Origin of the sequence: Cryptosporangium minutisporangium (assembly GCF_039536245.1) — a bacterium.
In the GTDB taxonomy this organism is placed as follows: Bacteria; Actinomycetota; Actinomycetes; order Mycobacteriales; family Cryptosporangiaceae; genus Cryptosporangium; species Cryptosporangium minutisporangium.
On the sequence record NZ_BAAAYN010000026.1, the window covers coordinates 1 to 26,174 of the forward strand.

Below are 26,174 nucleotides of genomic sequence, written 5' to 3' on the forward strand. Positions count from 1 at the left end.
CGCCGGCGACTGGTGCACGGTGACGAAGATCTGCATGCCCCGCGCTCGGACGGCGTCGATCACCATGCCGACGCGCTGGTGGTACCACTGGCTCGCGCTCGGAGCGACGTTCGTGGGCTGCCCGGAGGACCAGCCGACGTCGAGGCGGATCACCTGGACGCCCTGGGCGGCGAGCGTGTCGAGGTGCTTGTGGAACATCGCGTTCGGGGTCAGGCTGTTCCAGTACATGTCCCAGGTGCCGTGGAACTGGACGCCGATCACCGGCGGCGCGGCGTTCTGGGCGACGGCGGCGTCGCCGGAGACCCCCTCGACCGGAGAGGCGAGGCCCTCCGCGGCCGGCCGGGCGTCGCTGCCCAGGTCGAGGTCGCTGAGCAGGGCGGCGCCGGCGATGGCGGGGACGGCGATCGCAGCGGCGCCGAGCAACTTACGACGGTCCATCGTCTTTAATCCTCCGGGAGAACAATCCGTGTTCTGACGGAGGTCTCATCGGAAGCGGACGGTGTGCCGGAGAGTGTCGTCCGGGAGCCGCACGGGAGCGCAGGCACACGCGCCTCCCGCCACACCCCGCACGCACCCCTCCCCTGCGACGCCCCGGGCGCGCGGCTCCGGAGCGGGTGCTACTTCACGCCTGCGGCGTCCATGCCGCGGAGCTCCTTCTTCAGCTCGCCGATCTCGTCCCGCAGCCGGGCCGCGAGTTCGAACTGGAGCTCTCGGGCGGCAGCCAGCATCTGATCGTTGAGCTGCTGGATCAGATCGGCGAGCTCGGCGCGGGCCATGCCCTCGCGGTGCGCGCCGACCCCGACGGTGGCCTTCGACTTCAGCCCGGGAACCGGCGACTTGCCGCGGGACTGCTGCCGCCCCGACCCACCGATCAGCTCGCCGCTCTCGTTCTCGGCGGCCTCGCGGTAGATGTCGTCGAGGATGTCGACGATCTTCTTCCGCAGCGGCTGGGGGTCGACGCCCCGCTCGGTGTTGTAGGCGATCTGCTTCTCGCGGCGCCGGTTGGTCTCGTCGATCGCGCGCCGCATCGAGGGCGTGATCTGGTCCGCGTACATGTGGACCTCACCGGAGACGTTCCGAGCCGCCCGGCCGATCGTCTGCACCAGCGAGGTCTCGCTGCGCAGGAAGCCTTCCTTGTCCGCATCGAGAATGGACACCAGGCTGACCTCGGGCAGGTCAAGCCCTTCCCGGAGCAGGTTGATGCCGACCAGCACGTCGTAGTCACCCTTGCGCAGCTCGCGCAGCAGTTCGACCCGGCGCAGCGTGTCGACCTCGGAGTGCAAGTACCGCACCCGGATCCCGAGTTCCAGCAGGTAGTCGGTGAGGTCCTCGGCCATCTTCTTGGTCAGCGTGGTGACCAGGACGCGCTCGTCGCGCTCGGCCCGGACCCGGATCTCGTGCACCAGGTCGTCGATCTGGCCCTTGGTGGGCTTGACCAGCACCTCCGGGTCGATCAGACCGGTCGGCCGAATGATCTGCTCGACGAACTCGCCCTTGGCGCGCTCGAGCTCGTACTTGCCCGGCGTCGCGGAGAGGTAGACGGTCTGGCCGACCCGGTCCTGGAACTCCTCCCACTTCAGCGGGCGGTTGTCCATCGCACTCGGCAGCCGGAAGCCGAACTCGACGAGCGTCCGCTTCCGCGACATGTCGCCCTCGTACATGCCGCCGATCTGCGGGACGGTGCCGTGCGACTCGTCGATGACCAGCAGGAAGTCGTCCGGGAAGTAGTCGATCAGGCAGAAGCCGGGCGAGCCGGGCTCGCGGCCGTCCATGTGCCGGGAGTAGTTCTCGATGCCGGAGCAGAACCCGACCTGGCGCATCATCTCGATGTCGTAGCTGGTGCGCATCCGCAGCCGCTGCGCTTCCAGCAGCTTGCCCTGCCGCTCCAGCTCGGCCAGGCGGGACTCCAACTCGGCCTCGATGCCGCGGATCGCCCGCTCCATTCGCTCCGCACCGGCCACGTAGTGGGTCGCAGGGAAGACGTGTAGCTCGGTCTCCTCGTTGACGACCTCGCCGGTGAGCGGGTTGAGGTGGTACAGCCGCTCGATCTCGTCGCCGAACATCTCGATGCGGACGGCGAGCTCGTCGTAGGCCGGGATGACCTCGACCGTGTCGCCGCGGACCCGGAACGTGCCTCGGGTGAAGTTCAGGTCGTTACGCGTGTACTGCACGTCGACGAGCCAACGGAGCAGCTTCTCACGCTCGATCTCCTGGCCGACCGTCAGCGGGATCGACCGGTCGATGTACTCCTGCGGCGTACCGAGGCCGTAGATACACGAGACGGTGGCGACCACGATGACGTCCCGCCGGGTGAGCAGCGACATCGTCGCCGAGTGCCGGAGCCGCTCCACCTCCTCGTTGACCGAGGAGTCCTTCTCGATGTACGTATCGGTCTGCGGGACGTACGCCTCGGGCTGGTAGTAGTCGTAGTACGAGACGAAGTACTCGACCGCGTTGTTCGGCAGCAGCTCGCGGAACTCGTTCGCCAGCTGGGCGGCGAGCGTCTTGTTCGGTGCGATGACGAGGGTGGGGCGCTGGACGCGCTCGATCAGCCAGGCCGTCGTCGCCGACTTGCCGGTACCGGTGGCCCCGAGCAGCACGACGTCGTTCTCGCCCGCGCGGATGCGCCGTTCGAGTTCGTCGATCGCGGCCGGCTGGTCACCGGCGGGCTCGTAGTCGCTGACCACCTGGAACCGGCCGGGGCGCCGCACGATCGCCGAGGTCTCGCCGTGGGCGATGTCGTCGTCACGCAGGCCTTCGGGCGCGTTCGGACCGGCGGCGGGACGGGCTGACGGACTCATGAGAACAACGGTACGTCGAGGGTCCGACAGAACGCGCCGCGTTCACTCTCCCGGCCCGAACACCCCGCTACGCGGTCTCCTCCCGGGCCGCGCGTCGGGCGTCCCGGGCCTTCTCCCAATGACTGAGGAGGGTCGGCACCTCGGCGCTGATGAACGAGTAGAAGTCGTGCATCTCGGCCAACCGATGGCCGGCCACCGAGTCCCTTCCCACCTTCTCGACGCCGTCTCCGGACAGATCGATCATGCCCTGGATGAGCTGCTGATTCTTCTCCAGCATCGCCGTGTACCAGCCGTTGTCGGCGATCCGGTAGTGGTCGCGGCGACTGCCTGGGGCGGGAACCCGCTCGACCAGGCCGATCGAGGTCAACGTCTTGACCGCCCCGGAGATCGCTCCCGCGCTGGCCTGGAGGGTCTCGCCCAACTCCGGCATCGTCATCGTCGGCGAATCGGTCACGATCAGCGCAGCCCAGACCCTGGCGACCATCCGTTGAAGGCCCCAGTTCGTCATCACCAGTGCGAACCGTTCGCGGTACTCGGCCCGCACCGCCTCGTCCACCGCGGAGATCTCGGGAGCGTCGCCCGCCCGAGCGTCGACCTCGCCGACGTCGGTCGCGTCTGCGGCCGGTGGGGGGATCAGCTCCGTGCCAGCCTCGGCGCCCACCGCGCCGTTGCCGCTCTCCGGTCTCGCCACCAGCTCTCCCTCCACCGATCCGACTGCTCCGATCCTGCCTGGTCCCTATCAGTCTCGCCAATCTTCACAAATTTGTGAAGACTCGATACCGTCAGAACTATGGCAACCAACGACGCTGCTCCGGCGATCGAACTCGCCGAGGTCGTGAAGAGCTTCGGGCCGGTCCGCGCGCTGGACGGGCTCGATCTCACGGTCCGCTCCGGCGAGGTCCACGGCTTCCTCGGTCCCAACGGGGCGGGTAAGACCACCACCATCCGAGTTCTCCTCGGGCTGCTCCACGCCGACAGCGGGCAGGCCCGGCTGCTCGGCGGCGACCCGTGGCGGGACGCGGTCGCTCTGCACCGGCGTCTGGCCTACGTGCCGGGGGACGTCAACCTCTGGCCGAACCTGTCCGGCGGCGAGGTGATCGACCTGCTCGGCCGGGTCCGTGGTGGCTTGGACCCACGGCGCAGGGCCGACCTGCTGGAGCGGTTCGAACTCGATCCCCGGAAGAAGGCCAAGACCTACTCCAAGGGCAACCGGCAGAAAGTCGCCCTGGTCGCAGCCCTGGCGTCCGACGTCGAGCTACTGATCCTCGACGAGCCGACGTCCGGCCTCGATCCGCTCATGGAGGCCGTTTTCCAGCAGTGCATCCGGGAGGAGCGGACGCACGGACGAACCGTGCTGCTCTCCAGCCACATCCTGGCCGAGGCCGAGAAGCTCTGCGATCGGGTGAGCATCATCCGCGGCGGCCGGGTCGTCGAGACCGGCACTCTCACGGACCTGCGCCACCTGACCAGGACCTCGATCGAGGCGGAACTCGGCCGCGCTCCGGACGGCCTCACCGACCTGCCCGGCCTGCACGACGTGACGGTGACCGGCACGCGCTTCACGTGTCAGGTGGACGCCGAGGCGCTGGGCACGCTGCTCGGCCGGCTCGAACAGTTCGGCATCCGCAGCCTGGTCAGCCAGCCGCCCACGTTGGAGGAGCTGTTCCTGCGGCACTACAGCGACGAGCCCGCGCTGAACGGCGCGCGGTCATGACCGCCGTCGCCAGCCCACCACGCCCGGCCGACGCCCCCACCCGCTCCGGCCGCGGCACCGGCGGGCTCAGCGGTACCGGCACGCTGTTCCGCCTGGCCCTGCGCCGCGACCGGGTCCGCGCCTCGGCGTGGACGCTCGGCATCGTGCTGTTCGTTTACAGCCAGGCCGCGCCGATGAAAGGGCTGTACCCGACCCAAGCCGATCTCGACCGCTTCGCCGGCGCGTACAGCAGCGACGTGAACCCCGGCCTGGTCGCGCTGACCGGCCCGCCGCGTGCGCTGAACACCTACGGCGGCGCCACGGCCTGGCAGGTCCTGACGTTCGCCGCGGTACTCCTCGGCCTGATGAGCTACCTCCTGGTCGTCCGGCACACCCGGGCCGAGGAGGAGGCAGGCCGATCCGACCTGGTCGACGCCGGACCGGTCGGCCGGTACGCCCGGCTCACCGCCGCGCTCCTCTTCGTCGGTCTGCTCAACCTCCTGATCCTGGTCCTCAGCGTCGCCGCGCTGCTCACGGTCGGCGGCATTCCGTTCGCCGGAGCACTGGCGCTGATGGCCGGCTGTGTGTCGGTGGGACTGGTCTTCGCCACGGTCGGCGCTCTCACCGCTCAGCTGACCGAGCACGCCCGTACGGCGAGCAGCATCGCCGGAGCCGTGCTCGGCGCCGCGTTCCTGCTGCGTGCCGCCGGCGACTCCGCCGCGGTCAGCGGCTCCTCCGGCAGCTGGATGTCCTGGCTCTCCCCGATCGGCTGGGCCGAGGCGGTCCGTCCGTTCGCCGGGAACCGCTGGTGGGTGCTGCTGATCCCGGCCGTGACGGTCCTGCTTCTGCTCACGGCCGTCGTCGCGCTGCGGATGCGTCGCGACGCCGGCGCCGGGATCTTCCGCCCCGGTCTGGGGCCGGCGGTGGCGCCCCGCTCGCTGAGTGGGCCGTTCGGCCTAGCCTGGCGTCTCCAGCGGGGCAGCATCATCGGCTGGGCGGTCGGCGCCGCGATCGGCGGTGCGGCGTTCGGAGCCCTCGCCCAGGACATGGTGACCGCCGCGTCCAACGACCCGGAGACCGCCGAACTGCTGCGGGAGTACACCGGTGCCGGTGGCAGCCTCGCCGACGTCTACCTGTCGATGATCTACCTGATCATGGGCATGATCGTGGCCGGTTACGCGGTCGGTGCGGTGCTCCGGACCCGCACCGAGGAGGAGTCCCTCCGCGCCGAGCCGGTCCTGGCGGGCGCGGTGAGCCGGGTCGCGTGGGCCGGCGCGCACGTACTCTGGGTCACCGTCGGATCGGCGGTCGTACTGGTCTCCGCCGGTCTCGCGACCGGCGTTGCGCACGGGATCCGCACCGACGCAGTCGGGTCGGAGGCCGTCCGGCAGATCGGTGCGGCGCTCGGCCAGTTGCCCGCCGTCCTGGTGCTGGCCGCGGTCGCGGTCGCGCTGTTCGGGCTGCTCCCCCGGCTGGCCGCGGTCAGCTGGGCCGTGCTGCTGGTCGCCATCGTGATCGGCCAGTTCGGCGAGTTCCTCCAGCTCCCCGGCTGGCTGATGAACCTCTCCCCGTTCACGCACGTGCCGACGCTGCCCGGTGCGCTACCGGACGGGGCTTCCGCGTTCGCCCCCTACGCCTGGCTGCTGGCGCTCGCCGCCGTGCTGGCCGGCGTCGGGTTGGCCGGGTTCCGCCGCCGCGACATCGGCTGACCCGACCGTCCGACGTCGGGGGTCAGGCCGCTCAGGCGTCGGCGGTCAGGAAGAGCCGCGCCGGGCGGCCCGGGTCGGCGGAGTGCGCGACCGCGCCGTCCGAGTACGGCTCGGCGCCGACGATCCAGCCGGATCCGGTCAGCGCCGCGGCAGCGGATCGCACCGCGTCGGCGTCCGGGAGGGTGGCCCGCAGGTCCAGCACGTCGGGTACCGCGACGCCGGGAGCCGGTGCCGCGGTCGGGCCGACGTGGTCGACCGGCAGGTCCGGCCGGTGCAGCCAGCTCCGCAGCCGGGCCGCGGAGCGGGCGTGCTGGACCGGCCAGGTCGGGTCCGGCAGGACCGGCCGGGTCGGCAGCGGCGCGGGGATTCCCTTGGCCAGCCCCGCCGCGTAGGGCACCAGCCGGTGCTCCCAGAGCTCGGCGATCGCGGTCTGCAGCCGGTCGAGCGGGCCGGCGTTGTCGAGCAGGACGTCGGCCGCGGCGATCCGCTGCTCGTCGGTCGCCTGGACGGCGATCCGGGCGCGGGCATCCTCTTCGGACATGCCGCGGATACCGGTGAGCCGGGCCAGTCTGGTCTCCAGCGGCGCGGTCACGACGACGACCAGGTGGAATCCCGCGCCCGAGTTGCCCTCGACGATCAACGGGATGTCGTGCAGGACCACGCCGTCCTCCGGCGCGGACGCGAGCCGTTCGGCGGTCAACGCCCCGATGAGCGGGTGCACGATCGCGTTGAGGCGGGCGCGGGCGGCGTCGTCGCCGAACACGACCCGGCCCAGCTTCGGCCGATCCAGCGAGCCGTCCGGGGCGAGCACGTCGGCACCGAACGCCTCGACGACGGCCGCCAGGCCCGGCTTCCCCGGCTCGACGACCTCACGGGCGAGTCGATCGGCGTCGATCACCACCGCGCCGTGTTCGGCGAAGGCCGCCGCCGCTGCGCTCTTCCCCGCCCCGATGCCACCCGTCAACCCAATCCTCAGCACGGCACCATCCTGCCCGACCGCAGCACCAGGCCGCATTTCCCGGAAGACAACGTCTCCGCGGCGGCAGCAGAGGTGCTCTTCCCGAAAACGCGCACCGGAACGCGCCGGAGGATCAGGGGGACGGTAGGCGTCGGACGCTCGCCAGCGTCGCCTGCCAGTGCAGCGGTCCGTCCGGAGGCAGCGCCACGTAGAGCGCCGTGTCCGGAAACGCGTCCCGAGTGGCGACGAACGTCCGCGTCAACAGGTGCCAGGAGCGATCGGTGAAACCGGCGGTCACCGACTCGTCGGTCGGGCCCCGATCCGCGGCACCGTCGGTGATCCGGAGGGTCACCGGGCGCCCGGACGCGTGGAGGTCACGGACGTAGAGCTGCATCCGGTACGAGCGCCCGATCTCGAAGAACTCTTCCGGCTGCGCCAGCCCGGCCAGGAGGAACGCCCAGGCGCCGCTGTTGCCGGCCCGGCGGAGATCCACCGCGGCGTCGACTCGGCGCGGACCGTCGACGCCGGTGACCCGCTCCATCGTGACCGCGTCGGCCTGCGCCGCAACGACCCAGCCGATCAGGCCGGCGGTCACGCGTCCGTCGAGGACCGCCTCGTCCGGATGCCGGTCCGGCAGTGGCGACGCGAGCACGACCGAGAGCCCGGTCGCCGCCAGCGCCACCCAGGCCACGCCGAGGAGCACGACGCGCCAGCCGAAAAAACGGGGATGCCCCGAACGTGTGCGCGTTCGGGGCATCCCCATGGAACTACCGGGCGAGCGTTGGGACGCTCGCCCCCTGATCAGCTGCGGCCGCCGGCCAGCTTCTCACGCAGTGCGGCCAGCGCCTCGTCGGTCGCGAGCGTGCCGGTCGCGGCCGAGTCGTCGCGGGTGCTGGTGCTGCTGCTGCCGGTGCTCGTCGCCCCACCGCCGGTGGCGGCGGAGTCGGACGAGTACGAGGTCTCCTCGGCAGCGGTCGCCTCGGCCGCACGGGCCTCCGCGATCTGCTTCTGGTGGGCCTCGAAGCGGGACTGCGCCTCCTGGTACTGGCGCTCCCACTCCTCACGCTGCTTCTCGTAGCCGGGCAGCCAGTCGTTCGTCTCCGGGTCGAAGCCCTCGGGGTAGACGTAGTTGCCCTGCTCGTCGTAGGTCGCGGCCATGCCGTACTGAGTCGGGTCGAACGAGTCGGCGTCGATGACACCCTCGTTGGCCTGCTTCAGCGACAGCGAGATGCGACGACGCTCGAGGTCGATGTCGATGACCTTGACCATGATCTCGTCGCCGACGTTGACGACCTGCTCCGGGATCTCCACGTGGCGCTCGGCCAGCTCGGAGATGTGGACCAGACCCTCGATGCCCTCGTCCACGCGGACGAACGCACCGAACGGCACCAGCTTGGTGACCCGGCCGGGGACGACCTGGCCGATCTGGTGCGTGCGGGCGAACTGACGCCACGGGTCTTCCTGGGTCGCCTTCAGCGACAGCGAAACGCGCTCGCGGTCCAGGTCGACGTCGAGAACCTCGACCTCGACCTCCTGGCCGACCTCGACGACCTCGGACGGGTGGTCGATGTGCTTCCAGGAGAGCTCGGAAACGTGCACCAGACCGTCGACGCCGCCCAGGTCGACGAAAGCACCGAAGTTGACGATCGACGAGACGACGCCCTTGCGGACCTGGCCCTTCTGCAGCTTGTTGAGGAACTCGCTGCGGACCTCGGACTGCGTCTGCTCCAGCCACTGACGGCGGGAGAGGACGACGTTGTTGCGGTTCTTGTCGAGCTCGATGATCTTCGCTTCGAGCTCGCGGCCGACGTACGGCTGCAGATCGCGGACCCGGCGCATCTCCACCAGCGAGGCGGGGAGGAAGCCACGGAGGCCGATGTCGAGGATGAGACCACCCTTGACGACCTCGATGACGGTGCCGGTGACGACGCCGTCCTCGTCCTTGATCTTCTCGATCGTCCCCCAGGCCCGCTCGTACTGAGCGCGCTTCTTGGAGAGGATCAGTCGGCCTTCTTTGTCCTCCTTCTGGAGGACGAGGGCCTCGACGTGGTCACCCACGGAGACGACCTCTGCCGGATCGACATCGTGCTTGATCGACAACTCGCGCGAGGGAATGACGCCCTCGGTCTTGTAGCCGATGTCGAGCAGGACCTCGTCACGGTCGACCTTGACGATCGTGCCCTCGACGATGTCGCCGTCGTTGAAGTACTTGATGGTCTCGTCGATCGCGGCGAGGAAGGCCTCTTCCGAACCGATGTCGTTGACCGCTACCTGCGGGGTGGTCGGCTGGGCCTCGGTGCTGCTCGTCATGTGGGCGGTTGCTCCGGATTGGGACAATGAGTCGTGCCGTGCGTCACGGGCCCGCCGCGGACGCGGGTCGAAACACTCCAGTCACACCCCGGTGCCAACGGGCGCGACTCGGGCGCACTCAGACCCGATCACGCATACGGCTGCGAGCCTGCTCCCTACTGAGGCACGGTCAGCCCATAACGCGTTCTCAAGCCTACCGTGCAGGCGGCCTTAAGGTCCAACGCGAGCCGCGCTCGACCTCTACCTGCGGGTAGATACCGCCTCAACGTCGAATCCGCCGCCGCAATTCCGGCTCCGAAACCGGAATTCCGGGCATGTGCGAACGCCGCTACCGCCGGCGACTCGTGTCCACCGGTACGAGCGCGTCGCCGCGGCCGGCGGGAGATCGGTCTTCGGGGTCGGGCGACCGCAGCGGTCCCCCGTCGAAACGGGTTCACTGGGCACGTGCAAAACACTACGGACACGGACGACGGCACCACCGGGTTCAGCGAGCACGTCAGCGCCGTCGAGGCACTCGGTACGACCGGCATCACGCACCGCCCCGTCGGCCCGGCGGAGAGCCGGTCGGCGAGCCGGCTCTGGTGGGACGCCGACGCCGACGACTACCAGGCCGCCCACGGCGATTTCCTCGGCGACGTGCAATTCCGGTGGTGCCCGGAAGGGCTGACCGAGGAGGGCGCGGAACTGCTCGGGCCGGTCGCCGGCCGGAACGTGCTCGAGGTCGGCTGCGGCGCGGCGTCCTGCTCGCGCTGGCTGGCCGTCCAGGGCGCGCGGCCGATCGCGCTGGACCTCTCCGCCGGAATGCTGCGGCACGCCCGGGAGGCGAACGACCGGTCCGGGGTCGACGTTCCCCTGGTACTCGCGGACGCGGGAGCGCTGCCGTTCCCGGACGAGAGCTTCGACCTCGCCTGCTCCGCGTTCGGCGCGGTGCCGTTCGTGGCCGACTCGGCGGCCGTGATGCGTGAGGTCCACCGGGTGTTGCGGCCCGGCGCCCGCTGGGTGTTCGCCACTACCCACCCGCTCCGCTGGGCCTTCCCCGACGATCCGGGCCCGGAGGGTCTGACCGTCTACCACTCGTACTTCGACCGCACGCCGTACGCCGAGTTCGACGACGACGGCCGGGCGACCTACGTCGAGCACCACCGGACGCTCGGCGACCGGGTGCGTGAGCTCGTCGCCGCCGGGTTCACGCTCGTCGACCTGGTGGAGCCGGAATGGCCGGAGGGGCACCAGGAGGTGTGGGGCCAGTGGAGTCCGCTGCGCGGAGCGTTGGTGCCCGGCACCGCGATCTACGTCTGCCGCCGGGATTGACGGCGCCGGCCGCCGAATTCGGGTGGAAACAGCACAGTGCCGGCCTCCTGTGTCCCTATTGAGGGGGAGGCCGGCACTGTTTTGTCAATCTTGTCCGGGGTCGAGGTACCTTCCGGTACCTAATCGGACGGAAAACGACCCCGTCGGGCGCTGGTGTAAGCGACCGGTTACGACTTCGCCGGGCGGTACGACGATTCGTTCCGACCGCCGCCACGGAGCGCGAGGAACAGACCGACGACGATCAGGATCACGCCGAGCACACCGATCACCAACGGCGCCACGGTGCGCACCAGGGTGATCTGCGAGATCGCGTCCTCGGCGGTGTCGACCGCCTCGTTGATCGTCTGCTCGTCGAACGTGAGCGTGGCCTCGAACAGCGTCAGCTTGTCGGCGCCCGAGGCGTCCCGCAGCGTCTGCTTCTGCTGCTCCTGACCCTTGAGCACGACGCCGCTCTTCGGCTCCACCCAGACCGTGCGGACGTTGGTGTAGTACCGGTCCGCGGTCACGTCCGGCTCGGTGCTGCCGACCAGCTCGCCCGGCACCGCCAGCTCACCGATCTTGGTGGCCGGGATCTCCATCTCGTACTTGTACGCCTCGAGGCCGTTGATGTCCTCGGTGCTCACGTACTCCGCGTCGTAGGCCTTGCGGGTCGTGGTGTCGAAGTACTTGTACGTCTTCTTCTCCGCGCCGAACGGCCACTTGTAGATCAGGCCCTCGTGGTCCGTCGGCTCGTCGTCGACCGTGGCGTCGAAGCCCTTCTGGGCCTCAGCGCTGCGCCGGTCCAGACCGACGTGGTCGCTGGAGAAGGTGATCTGCTTGTCGTTCCGAGCGTCCTCGACAACGAGGAACGCGTCGAACACGACGACGTCGTCGGTGCTCTCCTCTGGATTCGCCCGCACGGTGCGGGTCGCTTCAACCGGGACGTTCTGCTGCACGGTCAGCGTCGAGACGTCGAATACGGTTGCGCTGTCGGACGTGGCGACACTGATCGTGTACTGATCGAGTGGTGTTTTCACCAAGTTCGATGCCACGTAGGTGGGCAGCAAAACAGCCGCTACCACCAAAAAAGTTCCGAGTGCCAAAACCACGGCACCCACGACACGACGCATGAGGTTCCTCCCAGGAGACCTGCACTTCAACGCTGTTTTCCCCGAGCGATCCCGGAGAGGTTACCAGTGAGTAAACTCACCGGGGGCGCATTCGCATGGTTCCCTGAAGCAGTTTTCCGTGGGATATCTCCGCAGGTCGTGGCTGGCTTACACGGTCCGGCACGAGTTGACTACTCGCCGGTAGCGAACGTGCGGAAGCGACCGACCGAACCCGGCGACGAGGACGGTGTGAGGACATGACGACGTACGTGCCGACGGCACCACCGCGCGGTGAGCCGAGGCGGCGCATCGGTGGAACCAGAGGGCTCCACCCGTACGCACTCGTGGCAGCCGTGATCGCGGCGGTCCATGGCGTCGTCATCGGGGCGATGGGGGTCGCCGGCTACTTCTACCTCGACGACATCGACATGACCGCCGAGGCGGGAAAGCACCCGTTCGGGTGGGACTACATCACGCTCCCGCTCAACGACCACCTGACGCCGGGCCTGCGCACCTTCTACTGGATCAGCGCGTACTTCGCGCCCTACGACAACGACTCGACGGTCGTGGTCCGGCTGCTGCTCCAGACGGTGGCGACGCTGCTGATGGCGTATCTGCTCGCCCAGCTGCTGGGCCCCGGCCGGCCGGCGCTGCTCGCGCTCGGCCTCTACGCGTTCTCGCCGCTGTTGGTGCCGTCGCTGCTCTCGCTGTCCAGCGGCGTCAACCTGGTGCCCACGCACATCGGCATCCTGCTGCTGCTGGTGATGCACATCCGGTACGAGGCCACCCGGGCGCTGGGGTACGCGGCGATCGGCGCGCTCGGCGTCCTGCTCGCGGTGTGCTTCTGGGAGAAAGCTGTGCTCAGCGTGGCGCTGGCCCCGCTGCTCACGCTGCTCTACCTGAGCCGGGGCGGCATCCGGGCACGGATCCGCGCGCTGTTCCGGTCGTGGCTCGCCTGGCTGATCTACGCGCTTCCGATCGTCGCGTTCTTCGTCGTCTTCCTGACCGGCGACTACGCGTCGTCCGGTAAGACCCCGTCGATCGGCGACACCTGGGAGCTCTTCTCGGACGCGTGGGTGGGGTCGCTCGCCCCGTCGCTCGTCGGCGGCCCGTGGACCTGGTTCTCCCTCGACGTCGTCTACTACAGCGCGTCCTCACCCGGCGCGGTCGCGATCATCGCCGGGCAACTCGCCGCGGTGGTGCTGTCCGCCCTGGGTGTCCGGCGGAACGGCTGGTGGGCGCTGCGCGCGTGGCTCCTGCCCGCGACCGTGCTGGTCGGAACCTCGGTCCTGCTCGCCGCCGGTCGGTTCGAGTACGTCGGCGTGATCCTGGCCCGCAACTTCCACTACTTCTCCGAGCTCACCATCCCGCTCGTGCTCGCCGCGGTGATGCTGCTCGTCGTCCCCGACCCGGTGGCGGTCGCCGACAGAGGCCGGTTCGGCATCTGGCCGCAGGAGCCCGACCCGACTGCGACCGGGCGCGACGAGCAGCCGGCCGGGGACGCCCCTGCGGACGGCAGCGCGCCGGAGCCCTCGGGCGGCGGGGTCACCCGGCCGGTCGGAATCGGCCTCGTGATCGCCGTCGTCGCGTACGCGCTGAGCTACGGCACGACGGTCGGCTCCTTCGAGAAGCGCTGGGTGGACAACCCGATCCGGGATTACATGACGACCGCGCTCCGCGATCTCGAAACGAACACCGCGAAAGGCCCGATAGCCATCTACGACACCTTCGTGGCGGGCACGGTCGCGAACTTCATCAGCACCAACCGTCGCACCTCCGACGTCTTCCGTCCGGTCGAACGGCACCTACCGGACGCCGTGCGATGGGACGATGCATCCGGACCCATGTACATGTTCGACCAGGGAGGCCACCTGCTCCGGGCCCGCTTCGTGGAGGAGGCCACCAGTGCCGATCAGCCAGGCGTGTTCTGCGCGCATCCGTTACGCGGCGTCGGGTCGGTGACCGTGAGGCTCAACAAACGGATGCCCCACCCCGACTCGTATCTCCGGCTGGACTACCTGTCGCAGACACCCACCACGGTCACCGTCCGACTCGCCGACGGGGCGCGTACGTTCGCGCCCCGGCGCTTCGCCGAGCCGACGCTGAACACCGGCAAGTACTCGTCCCTGATGCTCGGCACGCCGAACAAGGCGTACGACCGGGTCGTGGTCAGCACCACCGATCCGGACGCGATCGTCTGCCTCGCCGCGAAGGCCGGACGTCCGGAGCCGACGCTGTGACCGCGTCGGCACCCCGCGTCGTCACGCGCGCGGGCGGACATCTGGACGTACTCGACGGGGTGCGGGCGCTCGCCGCATTCGCGGTCGTCGGCACCCACGTCGGGTTCCAGACCGGACGGGCGGTGGACGGCTTCTTCGCGCCCTTCCTGGCCCGGCTCGACTTCGGCGTGACGCTGTTCTTCCTGCTCTCCGGCTTCCTGCTCTACCGGCCGTTCGTCGAGGCCGCGATGGACCTCCGGCCCCGGCCGGAGAGCAAGGCGTTCTTGTTACGGCGGTTCGCCCGGATCTTCCCCGCGTACTGGGCGTTACTCGCGGTCACGATGCTGGTCCGTCCGTGGGAGCACCCGGTCGGGTTCACGATCCAGAAGACCACCTGGATCGACTGGATCGAGTACGCGACGCTCACCCACATCTACTTCGGCGACAACCCGCACCAGGCGCTCACCCACATCTGGAGCCTGGTCGTGGAGATGTCCTTCTACCTCGCGCTGCCGCTGATCGCCGCGGTGTCACTGAAGGGCCGTCGCCCCCGCCGGATCATGCGCAGGCAGACGATCGCGCTCGCCGTCCTGTTCGCGATCGGCCCGCTGTGGGGCCTGGTCATCCACCAGATCCCGACGATGCGGGACGACTGGCTGGCGCTGCAGTGGCTGCCCGGCTACCTCGACTGGTTCGCGCTCGGGATGATCCTGGCCTGCCTGCCCTCGGCGGCGTCCGTAGGGGCGTGGCCCCGGCTGCGCAAGCTCGCCGAGGACCTGGCGACGGCGCCCGGCACCTGCTGGATCATCGCCGGGATCCTGTTCGCGCTGTCGATGACGCCGGTCGCCGGCCCGTACACGCTGGCGCCCGCCACGACGTCGCAGTGGATCGCGAAGCACCTGCTCTACGGCGCCACCGCGTTCTTCATGCTGCTGCCGCTGGTGTCGCCGGCTCCGGCCGGGGGGCGGACGCACCCGCTGCGCGCCGCGCTCGTCGACCGGCGGGTCCGCTGGCTCGGCGAGATCAGCTACGGCGTCTTCCTGTTCCACCTCGTGATCATGTTCGTGCTGGTGGACGCGCTCAACCTGGAGCTGTTCCGGGGTGGGTACAGCACGCTTTTCCCGCTGACCGTGCTGGCCGCGGTGGTCGCGGCGGCGCTCAGCTACCGACTGCTCGAGCGACCGGCGCAGAACTACATCCGTCGCCGCACCCGCCACGGTGCGGCAGACATCCAGGCCCGCGACGCGGCCCCGGCCGTCGCCCCGGTGACGCCGGTGGCCGTCGACTCGGAGCCGGCACCGGAAGCGCTCCCGGACCCGGAGGAGCAGCCAGCGCTGCCGCAGCCCCCGGAGCCGACCGTGCGGTGGGACTACCAGCATCCCGTGCAGCTCGGTCCCTGGGTGCCGCAGCAGCCGGGTGCACCCGAGCCGGAGAACGAGCGCACCACCGAGCCGATCCCGCACCTTCCGCCGCCGCCGCAGGACTCGGTGCCGCTCGACCTGCCGTCGGTAGGCGTCCCGCCGGTCGGTCCGCCGCCCGTCGGTTCGCCGCCCAGCTGGCCGGCGACTCCCCCGGCACCACGGCGCCCCGCCGACTGAGACTCCGACACGGATCCGACTTCGCACGGATCCCAGGCAGAACAGGCCCGAACGAATCGGTCCCCGGGTGGCGCGCCACCCGGGGACCGATCTGCGTGCCTGACCGGTGAGGCCTAGTCGTCCTCGGTCAGTTCGGTCGCGTCCTCCGACGAGGGCGGGTGCACCGCCACGACCGCCACCACGACGACCGCGGCGAGGCAGAGCGCCTGCACCGGCCAGGTGCCGGCCCAGGGCTCCTCGGATTTCGCGTACGGCCGGTAAGCACCCGCGATGCCGGCGGCCAGCAGCGCGGTGGCGCCCACCAGCGGAAGCCAGCGCACCAGCGTGTTCCCCCACTTGGTCTTGCGGACCAGCAGCCAGAGCAGGACGGTGCCCACCAGCCCCGGCAGACCCCCGATCACGGCGGGGAGGAACAGCGGCAACCGGCGGGCGAGCGGCGTCCGGCCGGCCTCGACCGGTGCGAGCGCCTCCGGTGTCCCGGGCTCGGCGGTCGAGGGCGTCGTCCGGCCGATCGGCCGGCCCAACCGGGCCAATACCAGCAACAGGAGCACGGCGATAAAGCCCAGGAACAGGCCGCCCCAGTAAATCCACTTGGGCCGGTAGCTGAGCTGCACGGTGCCGCCGTCGCCGGCCGGCACGATCCACGCCTGCTGCCAACCGTCGATCCGGATCGGCACCAGATCCTGCCCGGCCAGCGACGCCTTCCAGCCCTCGTTGTGGTTCTCCGGCACGACCAGCACGCTCGGCTGGTCGGACGGCCCCAGGTCGACGCTCCGCGAGGTCGACCCCCAGTCGCGGACGTCGGCGGTCCGCTGGGTGGACCGGATACCGGTGGCGCCCAGCGGAGCGAGCATCACCGACACCGGCCGCAGGTTCTCGGTGCCGATCAGCTGCATGCGGTGCTCGCCGGCGGCGAGCTCCAGGTCGGCGACCGGCCGATCGCTGTCGACCGGCTCCGCGCCGGCGGCCGCGCACGGCTCGACCTTCACCGGCCGCTCCTCCAGCAGGTCGCCGACGGTCAGCTCACTAGGCGTGGACTGCCCCTCTGCGGCGGCGCTGTCGGCGGTCGTGCTGGTGGCCGGGCCGACGACGCGGGTCTGCACGGTCCGGCCGTCGATCCGCAGCGTCGGGCCCTGACCGCAGCCCAGCTGGACGACGGTCTCCGGGTCGACCGCCTCGACCGTGTCCTCCGCACCCACGAGGCGGAGCTCCGCGATGCCCGGAGGCAACAGCTCCTGGTACCCGTTCGCCGCGTTCGTGGTGACCGCCGCGGACGTCTCCACGATCCGGATGTCGAACTTCGTCCCGGTCAGCGGCTTGGCGAACCGGACGACGTTCGTCGACCCGCTGGGCAGCACCGCCCCGATCTGGGTCCGGCCGGTGTCGGTGGTGACCTGCACCGTCTTCGGCGGCGCCGCGGTCGCGGTTCCGTCCAGCCGCATCGTGAGGCCGGTGACCTTCCGCTCCTCCGGCAGCTCGACCGAGATCACCGGAGCCTGGACGCCGGGCTCGGCGATCCAGACCGTGTCCGGGTCGGAGTCGAAGACCGCCTGGGGCCGGGTCCGCGGATCGTTGTACCCGGTGTCCGCGCTGGTCGCCACCGCGCCGTCGGGCCCTGGGGCGAGCAGCGCGTCGAGCGCGGTGCCGGAGATCGGCAGCGCCGAGATCGTCACCGCGTAGGCGGCCGCCGCCGGCAGGGTGAACGTGCGGTCGATGCCGGTCGGCTCCTCCGCCGGCGTGGACACGTCCGGAAGGCAGACCGGGCGGTCGGCGAACGTCAGGCAGTCACCGTGCCCGCTGGTGGCGGCCCGGAACACGACGATCGCCGGGTCGGTTCCGCCGACGTCCGGCGTGACCAGCGTCCGGCTGGCCTTCACGCCGGGCACGGTGACTTCCGCGATCGCGACGCCGCCGGCCCGGGCCGGGTCGCCGTCCACCGCGCGCACGGTCAGGCGCAGCTTCCGGGTGGTGCCGCTCGGCGTGGCCACCCGCTGCGGCTTGCTGTCCGGGGTCACCGTTACCGAGCGGGTACCGCGGTCGGTCGTGACGTCGAGCTTCGTCGGCTTGGGTCCGAGCTTGAGCTTGTCGTCGAACTGGAGCGTGATCGCGCTCAGGTTGACGTCGTGATCGAACTCCAGCTCCAGCCACTGCCCGACCGCACCGGGCCTGCCGGTGGCCCAGGTCGTGTTCGGGTCGCCGTCCACCGCGAACCACGGCGCGTGGGCCGCGTCGTGGGAGATCGCCGCGTCGACGTCCGAACCGGACGAGGATGCGCTGAACCCGGTGACCCCGGTGTACCGCGCGACGGTGAGCAGCGACGGGTCGTCGCTGTTGAGGTAGTCGTGGGCAGATCGATCGGCCACGAACGGCTCGTCCTCGGTCAGCGTCGCCGACATGTTGTGCCGGACCTCGCCGAAGTTGACCTCCCGGCGTCTCAGCGTGTCGGTGACGACCGGCGTCCCGACCGTGTCGCCGAGTAGCCGGTCGTCGCCGGCCAGCACCGTGGGCCGACCCACCTGGAGCCCCTGTTCGGCCAGCGAGAGCGTCGCCTCCGGGCCGCCGGCCATGCGAAGGACGTTGTCGAGCGGAACGCTGCGGACGGTCGCCGGTTCGTCGGTCACCTTGTAGACCTCGACCGCGGGGTACGAGGCCATCTTCGGGTCGTAGAGCTTGCGGTCGACCAGGTCGCCCGCTGCCGTCAGCTCCGGTCCGAACGTCTTCACCCGCTCCAGGCCCGGTGAGCCGTCGAGCGCCTCGTGGACCAGCTCCGGCCGGGTGGCCCGCCCGCGACGCCAGTCCAGGTCGTTGCGGACGACGACGTAGCCGATGCCCGCTCCGGCGAGGGCGGTGGCGAGCCCGGCCGAGGGCTGCCCGTCCGCGAGCAACTGGTCGAACGCGTCGAGCAGCCGGATGTTGCCTGCCGAGCTGAGCGGAACGCCGTCCCGGACCAGCCAGCCGCTCTCCGCCAGTGGCTGGAGTACGTCGTCGTTCGTGCGGCCCCAGTAGTAGAGGCCGAACGGCGCACCGGGGACGACCAGGCCGCGGCTCTCGCCCGCGTTGTCGGCCAGCCAGTCCGCGGCGTCCGCCCAGTAGGTCGGGTACTCGGTCGGGCGAGACCGGTTGACCAGGTCGCCGCTGAACGCGGGCACCGCGCTCACCAGCAGAGTCGCTGCGACCGCGACCCGGACGAGCGCGGCGACCGGCAGGTCGCGCATCCGCAGGCCGCGGAGCGGGTGGATCGCGGCCAGCAGGTGCGCCAGGCCCACCGCGAGGACCAGCCGGATGACCGGGTCGAACTTGTGGATGTTGCGGAACGGGCTCAGCGGCCCGTCGAGCAGGTCCTGCGCGAACGGTGCCCACGGCGGGGTGAGCGCACCGGTGTGGCCGAACGTGATCAGCGCCAGGCCGATCACCAGCCCACCGCCGAGGAACAGCCGGTGGGGGTTGCTGCGCTGCACCGCGCCGACCAGCCCGACGACCGCCACCAGCACCGTGGCGATGATCGCGGCGGGGGCGGTGAGCAGCACCCAGCCGGCCGTCCACTCGGGGCCGTCCGGGCCGGAGATGCGTGCCACCCACTGGGTGGTGCCGCGCCACGAGTCCAGCAGCGAGGTGGCCGACGTGGTGAACGCGCTCGACTCGATCCAGTCCAGGAACGGCGGGCTGTACCGGCCGAGCACGAGCAGGGGCACGACCCACCAGAGCGATGCCAGCCCGATCGCCAGCACCCACCAGCGGATCAACGCGTTCTTCCGCGGTCCCTTGGCGCGCGTCAGCAGCCACCAGGCGGGCAACGGCAGGATCGCGAGCGCGGCGGCGGCGTTGATCCCGCCGGCGAACAGGAACGCGACCCCGGACGCGGCGGCGGCCCGCCGTGGCGAGCCACGGCGGGCACCCAACACCAGCGGAGCGAGCACCCAGGGTGCGACCGCGAACGGAATGACCTCGGACGAGACTCCGCCGAGCTCGGTGAGCATGCGGGGTGCCAGCGCGTACGTCAGCGCGGCGATCACCCGAACCGTCGGCGTACCGATCCGCAGCGCGTTCAGCAGCCGGTAGGTACCGCCCCACGCGCCGACGAGCAGCGCGGCGAACCAGAGCCGCTGCACCATCCAGGCGTCGATCTGCAGGACGTCGCCGAGCACGAAGAACGGGCCCATCGGGAACAGGTAGCCGTAGGCCTGGTTCTGCAGCTGACCGGCGTAGCCGGTGGGGTCCCACAGTCCGAGCGCCCGGCCGAGGAAACCGACCGGGTCGACGACCAGGTCGAGCTTGGTGTCGGCCGCGATGTCGCCCGGCTTCTGCAGGAAAGCCAGGACGACGAGCGCGAGCGCCACCCCGATCAGCCGGACCCGACGGACGGTCGGCGAGGTGGGCGGCGCAGCCCGACGGGGCGCGCGATCCGCCGCGCGCTCTTCGGAGATTTCGTCGTCAGGACCGGTGACCGCGGTGGCGGTCACCGAACCCTCAGCACGAGCACGAGGTTCCAGGTCACGATCTCCCGTACACCAGGCACGTGGACCACCCACTTGAAGCCATCGGGGTGATAGCGCGGCACGATATCGAGGATCTCGACCCTACCGTCGGCGCGGCGTTGTTTGGCCCAGCGGATCATCTCTCCCGCCGTGATCCGGAAGAGGCTCTCGCCGAACACGTTCTTCGGGGGGTGTCCCTGCTTCCGGCTGTACCTGCGAGCGGCGTAGCGGCCGCCGAGGTAATGCCACGGAGAGGTCTCGTGGCCGCCGTGCGGGCCCCACCAGAGCATGTACGAGAGGAACACGACGCCGCCCGGCTTGGTCACCCGGACCATCTCGTCCGCCATCAGCTCCGGCTTGTCGACGTGCTCGAGCACGTTCGACGAGTAGCAGACGTCGATCGCGCCGGTCTGGATCGGCAGCGCCATCCCGCTGCCGAGCAGTGTGCCCGGCCCCGGCTCGGTGCGGGCCGCCAGCTCACCGGCGTCGGCGTCGATGCCCACGTAGCGGGCGCCGATGCGGCGGAACGCGTCCGCGAAGTAGCCGGGGCCACCACCGACGTCCAGCACGGTCTTGCCGTCCAGGTCGGCGTACCGGGCGACCTGGCGGGCCGAGTCGGCCGCGAGCATCCCGTAGAAGTAGTCCGGGTCGGTCTGCTCGACCCGGAACGCGCGGAACAGCGCGAGCGAGCGGCGGAGCGTTCCGTGCGGCGGTACGACCAGCTGGCGCCCGTCGGCTGCGATGCCGGTCGAGCTCCCTGAAACGTCGATCAACGCGATTCGTCCCTCCGGACGGGCCAAGTGTCGTACGGTGTCGCGGCAAGGTTACTGATTGGTAGGGAGACGCGTGGTGGAAACCGCTGCTCTACCCGCCGTACTCATTCTGAACTGGCGGGATCTTCGCAATCCCGAGGGCGGCGGCTCCGAGCTGTACGCGGAGCAAGTCGCCGCGGCACTGGCCCGGCGGGGCCACCCGGTGACGATCATGTGCGCGGCGCACGAGCACGGCAAGCCGGAGGAGGTCACTCCGGACGGCGTCCGGATCGTGCGCCGCGGCGGCCGTCACACCGTGTACGCGAGAGCTGCCTGGGAGTACTTGCGCGGTCGCTTGGGGCGGCCGGCCATGGTGGTCGACGTCCAGAACGGACTGCCGTTCCTCTCCCGGCTCTACGCGCGGACACCGGTCGTACTGCTCGTGCACCACGTCCACCGCGAGCAGTGGCGGGTCGTGCTCGGCCCGGTCGCGGCCCGGTTCGGCTGGTGGGTGGAGTCCTGGTTATCACCTCGAGTTCACCGGACGTGTCGCTACGTAGCGGTCTCCGAGTCGACGCGGGGCGAGCTGACCGAACTCGGGGTGGACGCCGACCGGATCACGATCATCCACAACGGAACGCCGCCGCCCGACCCCCGGCCGCGGGCTCGCGCGTCCGCGCCGACCTTGCTCGTCCTCGGGCGACTGGTCCCGCACAAGCGGGTCGAGGTGGCGTTACGCGCCGTTCAGCGGCTGGCGGCCGAACATCCGGACGTCCGCCTGGTGGTCGCGGGGCAGGGCTGGTGGCTCGACCCGTTACGCGAGGAGGCCGCCCGGCTCGGGATCAGCGAGCGGGTCCGCTTCGCCGGTTTCGTCGACGAGGACGAGAAGCAGCGGCTCCTCGCCGAGTCCTGGGCGATGCTGGTGCCCTCGCTCAAGGAGGGCTGGGGCCTCTCGGTGATCGAGGCCGCCGCGCACGGGACGCCCGCGATCGCGTTCCGCAACGCCGGCGGCGTTGCGGAGTCGGTCGTCGACGGTGAGACCGGCTTCCTCGCCGACGACGAGGACGAGTTCATCGAGCACTGCGCCCGCTTGGTCAAGGACGACGGCTTACGGACGTCGATGGGCGAGGCCGCGCGTGCCCACGCGAGCCGTTTCACCTGGGACGAGACCGGCAAGCGATTTGCGGCGCTGGTCGACGAGATCACCGGCTGACGTACCGCCCAAGCGAGACCAGAGCGGGAGCCGCGCGGGACAACGGGACCGCGCGGCACCAGCGTCCAGCGGACGATTACGCGCTGTTATCCGCTAAGTACCGCATGCATTTCGGGACCGGTCTGCGAAGAATGGGCAACTCGCCCCGAGCGGGCACTAAGCCGCCAGCCAATTTGTCGCGACCGAATTGTTATCGACGAGCGAAGAAATCGTCGCGAGCGATTCCGTGCGAGGACACATCCCCGACAAACAGGATTTGGACCCCAGCGGGTCCGGACGGTGGCGCCCACGGCGATCCGTGGCGCGAGTCGGACGGCACGGACGGTCAGCCGGACGCGCGCACCGATGGAAAAAGGCCGACGCACCGCAGTTGATCAACTGCAGCAGCGCCGACCCTTACCCGGCAAAACCACTGGTCAGCTGCTCACTGTGAGCAGCAAGGCGACCAGTTTGTGACCTCAGCGGTGCCCGTACTGCACCAGCGGCTTGCTCACCGCCGGCGTGTTCTCGGGCGACTGCTTGCTGATGCTCACAATCCCGATGGTGGTCGCGACCGCCAGTACGACGCCGATCACGGCAGCGACGATGATCGAGAGAAACGAGCTCATTATGGCTCCCTCCACATATGAAGCGGTGGTGACGTTACCAAGCAGTAGGTCTGCGCGGGAAGTCTTGACCTGATTGCGCAGCCTGAACTCCAAATTCAGTTCGCTGCTCAGGTCAGTGCCTAGTCGCGCCGCCCTCCGCCCACGGTGGAAAACCTCCGCGATCTGATGAGGGCCCATGATGCCAAGGCTCCGAGCAGAACGCCAACGGCAACGGCGTACCCACCCGCGACCGCCGCTACCCGTACCGTTTCAGAGCCGCGCGGCGGTTCGACCGCTGACTCGGCCCGGTAGAGCACCAGCTCCGGACCGCTCCAGACGACCCGGTAACCGGCCAGTGCGGTCGTCGGCACCGGTCCGGGCGTCCCGCGCTCCACCAGGACCCAGCGGATGTCGGCGGTGGTCAGCGACCGTCCCGCCGCCAGCGCGGCCCGGACGTCGGCGGCCCGGCCGCTCTCGCCGCCCACCACCCCGTCGCCGCGGCCGATGTCCACGGGCAACGCGTCCTCGACCACCACGTCGAGTGGGAGATACCGCGGCGCCGGGTCGAGCACCGTGCGGTTCCCGTTCCAGCCGAACGCCCGGAACGTCGAGAACGGCAGCACGGCCACCTCGCCGTGGGGATCGGCGGCCAGCGTCTCGGCGACCCGGTCCCAGTCGTCCGGGTACCGCACGCCCTCCAGCCGCCCGACGCCACCCCAGGCCAGGTCCGGTAGCGCGACCACCGGGTAGACCAACGCCGCGAGCAGCGCGCCGACCGCGATCGGCCCGGCGTTCCGCGTCCGCATGGCGTCCGCCAGCCTCTCGACGCCGAGCGCGAAGCACACCGCGAGCACCAGCGCGAAGGGCGCCAGGAACTTCTGCCCGTCCCGCAGCAGGCCGGCGCCGGGCACGTGCGCGACGAGGAAGCCCAGCACCTGCCCGCCGCCGGGCAGCGCACCGGCCGCGGCGATTCCCAGCGCCCCCGCCGCGACGACGGCGAGTGCGACGGCCGGTCCGCGCCCCCAGGCGCGCACCAGCGGGCGGAATCCCGCTACGGCGACCGCGAGCACCAACAGCGTGAACAGGGGCGCGACGACGGTCGTACGGCTCGCCGGGACCACCTCGGCATTCCAGATCCCGCCGAGCCCCAGCAGCGCGCCGAGCGTCCCCGACCAGTTCTCCGCACGGGCCGCGAACGCCGCGACGCCGTCCGGGTCCGATACGGCGCTCACCCGCGCCACCGCTCCGGCGACCACCCAGGGGGCGTTGAGAGCCAGCACCGCCAGCGCCCACCCCGGCCGCGGCCCGGTGACCGGGCGCGCGGCGTCCGCCGGCGCGGCGTCCTTGGGCTCGGCGTCCGAGGGCTCGGCGTCCGCCGGCTGGGCGTCCGCGGGTTGGGCGTCCGCCGGCTGGGCGTCCGCCGGCTGGGCGTCCGCCGGCTGGGCGTCCGCGGGTTGGGCGTCCGCGGGTTGGGCGTCCGCTGCACGCCGGAACGGCCAGCAGAGCACCACGGACGCGGTGACCGCGGCGACCAGCCCACCGGTCGGGGTGAGCGCGGCCAGCGCGCACCACCCCACGACGGGTGCCGGGTGCGCGCCGGAGCGGGCCGCCCGAGCGGCCCGGACGATCCACGGCAACGCAGCGTAGCCGAGCAACAACCCCCAGTGTCCGATCAGGAGACGCTCGGCGACGAACGCGTTCCACCCGTACGCCGCCCCGGCGACCAGCCGGACGAGAAGTCGCTCGCTCGGCACCAGCCGCGCCGCACCGACCACCGCGAGCCAGACGATCGCGACCAGCACGGCGTGCTGCACCAGCCAGCCCGGCACCACGGTGGTGAGCAGGGCGAGAACGGCGTCCTGGGGCACGGCGCGCGGCAACCCGTCGCCCCAGCCCAGCGACGCCGCCGAGAACGGGACGCGCGGGGTGGCGACCATGTCGTAGGCCAGCACGTATCCGGGGCCCAGCGCCGGGCCGAGCATGAGGAGCACGAGGACCGCCGCAAGCGCATACTCTGCCGCGCGTCGAGTCACGTGCCCTCCGCGTTGTCGATCTGCCGCCGACCGGCCCGTAACCTACCCGCGAGTAGTTAGGCTGGGGCACTTTCCGGATACCGGAGTGTCACGGTATCCGGGGCACGACAAGTGCGAGGAGGCACATGTCCGAGCCGCAACCGGCCAGCATCGCCGCAGCACGCTTCGCCGCCGGGGCCACGCTGGTCGCGGTCTCCGCGATGGCGGCCAACGTGCTCGCCTACGGGCTGCGGCTCGGCGGGAACTGGCTGCTGGAGACCGACGAGAACGGGGCCCTCGGCGCGCTGATCGCGCTGCTGACGGTCGCGACCGTGCTCCAGGTCGGTACCCAGACGGTGGCCGCGGTTCGCACCGCGCGCGGGACCAGCGACCCCACCCGCCTGGTGGCGACCGGTGTCCGATTGTCGGTGGGGACGTCCGCCGTGCTGGTGCTGGCCTCTCCGCTGATCGCCGCCGTGCTGCACCTGCCGAGTGTCTGGCCCGCGGTGGCGCTCGCCGCCGCGGTGGGGCCGCTCAACGCGGCAGGCATCCACCTGGGGCTGCTGCAGGGTGCCGAGCGGTTCGGCCGACTCGCGGTGCTCACCGCCGTCGTGGCGGTCGGACGCTCGGGCGGCGGACTCATCGGGCTGGTGGTCGGGCGCAGTGCGTTCACGACGCTGCTCGGCGTGGCGATCGGCGGCGCGCTGGCGCTGGTGGGCGCGTACGCACTCTCCCGGCCAGTGCGGCTGGGCCCGGGGGCGGGTGCTCCGCGGATCGGCGAGGTGCTCGGTGCGTGCAGCGCGATGCTGGCGATGCTCGCGCTGGTCAACGCGGACCTGCTGCTGGCCAGGGCGGTGCTGCCGGCCGAGGTCAGCGGTGAGTACGCGGTGGGCGCGATCCTCACCAACGCGGCGTACTGGGCCCCGCAGGTCGTGGCGGTGGTCGCGCTGCCCCGGCTGGCACAGGGGCAGCGGCGCGCCTTGCTGGTCAGCACGGTGGTGGTGGGAGCGGCCGGCCTGATCGGCGTACTGGCGACCGTCGTGGCGGGTGACCTGGCGGTCCGGGTCGCGGGCAAGGGCGAGTACGCGGGCCTGGCAGACGACGTGTGGCTGTTCGCCGCGGCGGGGGCCGGGTGGGCCCTGGTCAACCTGTTCCTCACCGCGCGGATCGCGGCCGGTTCCCGGTGGGTGGCGGCGCCGCTCTGGGCGGCGGCGGCCTTCGAGGCGGTCGCGGTGCTGGCCTGGCGTCCGTACTCCCTCACCCACACCGCGGTGATCGCGCTGGTGACCGCGATGGGCAGTGTGCTGGTCGCGGTCCTGCTGCTGCGTTCCGGCTCGTCGAGCCCTCGTCCGGCGCCCGAGCCCGCCAGCGTCCTACCCACCTGACGGTCGCGCGCCCAGTTACGCCGAATCCGCCTCCACGACCGCCGTGGAAGCGGATTCGGCGTA

At 70.9% G+C, this 26,174-nt stretch carries 18 protein-coding genes; 7 read left to right on the forward strand and 11 right to left on the reverse strand.

Annotation, left to right across the window (positions count from 1 at the left end):
* The 3 genes from ABEB28_RS20590 to ABEB28_RS20600 form a co-directional block, all read right to left on the reverse strand.
* Positions 1-438: cellulase family glycosylhydrolase (locus tag ABEB28_RS20590; protein WP_345729791.1), on the reverse strand; the 438-nt coding region annotated here is incomplete at its 3' end.
* Positions 439-617: 179 nt separating this feature from the next.
* Positions 618-2,801: an excinuclease ABC subunit UvrB gene (gene uvrB / locus ABEB28_RS20595; RefSeq protein ID WP_345729792.1), complete on the reverse strand. Its 2,184-nt coding sequence runs from the start codon at positions 2,799-2,801 to the stop codon at positions 618-620.
* Positions 2,802-2,868: 67 nt separating this feature from the next.
* Positions 2,869-3,309, reverse strand: coding sequence for a GbsR/MarR family transcriptional regulator (locus ABEB28_RS20600; RefSeq protein WP_345729921.1), 441 nt, complete (start codon positions 3,307-3,309; stop codon positions 2,869-2,871).
* A gap of 282 nt (positions 3,310-3,591) precedes the next feature.
* Here ABEB28_RS20600 and ABEB28_RS20605 point away from each other — a divergent pair, with 282 nt between their 5' ends.
* Positions 3,592-4,515, forward strand: a complete 924-nt coding sequence (locus tag ABEB28_RS20605; RefSeq protein WP_345729793.1) for an ABC transporter ATP-binding protein — start codon at positions 3,592-3,594, stop codon at positions 4,513-4,515.
* Positions 4,512-6,203 (forward strand): ABC transporter permease, encoded by a 1,692-nt coding sequence (locus ABEB28_RS20610; protein ID WP_345729794.1) that lies wholly within the window; start codon positions 4,512-4,514, stop codon positions 6,201-6,203. Before ABEB28_RS20605 ends, ABEB28_RS20610 begins: the two co-directional genes overlap by 4 nt.
* A 31-nt stretch (positions 6,204-6,234) precedes the next feature.
* Here ABEB28_RS20610 and coaE read toward each other — a convergent pair whose 3' ends face one another.
* The 3 genes from coaE to rpsA all read right to left on the reverse strand — a co-directional run bounded on the left by coaE (position 6,235) and on the right by rpsA (position 9,471).
* Positions 6,235-7,182: a dephospho-CoA kinase gene (gene coaE / locus ABEB28_RS20615; protein ID WP_345729795.1), complete on the reverse strand. Its 948-nt coding sequence runs from the start codon at positions 7,180-7,182 to the stop codon at positions 6,235-6,237.
* A gap of 112 nt (positions 7,183-7,294) precedes the next feature.
* Positions 7,295-7,864, reverse strand: coding sequence for a hypothetical protein (locus ABEB28_RS20620; RefSeq protein ID WP_345729796.1), 570 nt, complete (start codon positions 7,862-7,864; stop codon positions 7,295-7,297).
* A gap of 98 nt (positions 7,865-7,962) precedes the next feature.
* Entirely contained in the window at positions 7,963-9,471 is a 1,509-nt protein-coding gene (gene rpsA, locus ABEB28_RS20625) for a 30S ribosomal protein S1 (protein ID WP_345729797.1), read from the reverse strand.
* A 444-nt stretch (positions 9,472-9,915) separates the two neighbouring features.
* On the opposite strand from rpsA, the gene ABEB28_RS20630 reads away from it, so the two are divergent.
* Positions 9,916-10,782, forward strand: coding sequence for a class I SAM-dependent methyltransferase (locus tag ABEB28_RS20630; RefSeq protein WP_376981121.1), 867 nt, complete (start codon positions 9,916-9,918; stop codon positions 10,780-10,782).
* Positions 10,783-10,949: 167 nt separating this feature from the next.
* On the opposite strand, the gene pgfA is transcribed toward ABEB28_RS20630, so the two are convergent.
* Complete coding sequence (gene pgfA / locus ABEB28_RS20635; protein ID WP_345729798.1) at positions 10,950-11,891, reverse strand: cell envelope lipid trafficking protein PgfA; 942 nt, start codon at positions 11,889-11,891, stop codon at positions 10,950-10,952.
* Between the two features lie 236 nt (positions 11,892-12,127).
* Between pgfA and ABEB28_RS20640 the strand changes: the two genes are divergently transcribed.
* Together ABEB28_RS20640 and ABEB28_RS20645 are read left to right on the forward strand one after the other, a co-directional pair.
* The gene (locus tag ABEB28_RS20640; RefSeq protein WP_345729799.1) at positions 12,128-14,110 is read left to right on the forward strand and encodes a hypothetical protein; all 1,983 of its coding nucleotides are present in this window, start codon (positions 12,128-12,130) and stop codon (positions 14,108-14,110) included.
* Positions 14,107-15,687 carry an acyltransferase family protein gene (locus ABEB28_RS20645; protein ID WP_345729800.1) on the forward strand — a complete coding sequence of 527 codons (1,581 nt, stop codon included), beginning with the start codon at positions 14,107-14,109 and terminating at the stop codon, positions 15,685-15,687. The genes ABEB28_RS20640 and ABEB28_RS20645 overlap by 4 nt, the downstream gene beginning before the upstream one ends.
* A 113-nt stretch (positions 15,688-15,800) precedes the next feature.
* Here ABEB28_RS20645 and ABEB28_RS20650 read toward each other — a convergent pair whose 3' ends face one another.
* Positions 15,801-20,147, reverse strand: a complete 4,347-nt coding sequence (locus ABEB28_RS20650) for an alpha-(1->3)-arabinofuranosyltransferase domain-containing protein (RefSeq protein WP_345729801.1) — start codon at positions 20,145-20,147, stop codon at positions 15,801-15,803.
* The gene (locus ABEB28_RS20655) at positions 20,144-20,962 is read right to left on the reverse strand and encodes a class I SAM-dependent methyltransferase (RefSeq protein ID WP_345729802.1); all 819 of its coding nucleotides are present in this window, start codon (positions 20,960-20,962) and stop codon (positions 20,144-20,146) included. The genes ABEB28_RS20650 and ABEB28_RS20655 overlap by 4 nt, the downstream gene beginning before the upstream one ends.
* 46 nt (positions 20,963-21,008) lie before the next feature.
* Here ABEB28_RS20655 and ABEB28_RS20660 point away from each other — a divergent pair, with 46 nt between their 5' ends.
* Positions 21,009-22,127, forward strand: coding sequence for a glycosyltransferase family 4 protein (locus tag ABEB28_RS20660; RefSeq protein ID WP_345729803.1), 1,119 nt, complete (start codon positions 21,009-21,011; stop codon positions 22,125-22,127).
* Between the two features lie 458 nt (positions 22,128-22,585).
* Here ABEB28_RS20660 and ABEB28_RS20665 read toward each other — a convergent pair whose 3' ends face one another.
* Positions 22,586-22,735 (reverse strand): DUF2613 family protein, encoded by a 150-nt coding sequence (locus ABEB28_RS20665; RefSeq protein ID WP_345729804.1) that lies wholly within the window; start codon positions 22,733-22,735, stop codon positions 22,586-22,588.
* Between the two features lie 119 nt (positions 22,736-22,854).
* A complete protein-coding gene (locus ABEB28_RS20670; protein WP_345729805.1) occupies positions 22,855-24,747 on the reverse strand; it encodes an MmpA family trehalose lipid delivery protein in 1,893 nt (630 codons plus the stop codon).
* A 125-nt stretch (positions 24,748-24,872) separates the two neighbouring features.
* Here ABEB28_RS20670 and ABEB28_RS20675 point away from each other — a divergent pair, with 125 nt between their 5' ends.
* Positions 24,873-26,111 carry a polysaccharide biosynthesis protein gene (locus tag ABEB28_RS20675; RefSeq protein WP_345729806.1) on the forward strand — a complete coding sequence of 413 codons (1,239 nt, stop codon included), beginning with the start codon at positions 24,873-24,875 and terminating at the stop codon, positions 26,109-26,111.
* The last annotated feature ends 63 nt before the right edge of the window (positions 26,112-26,174 follow it).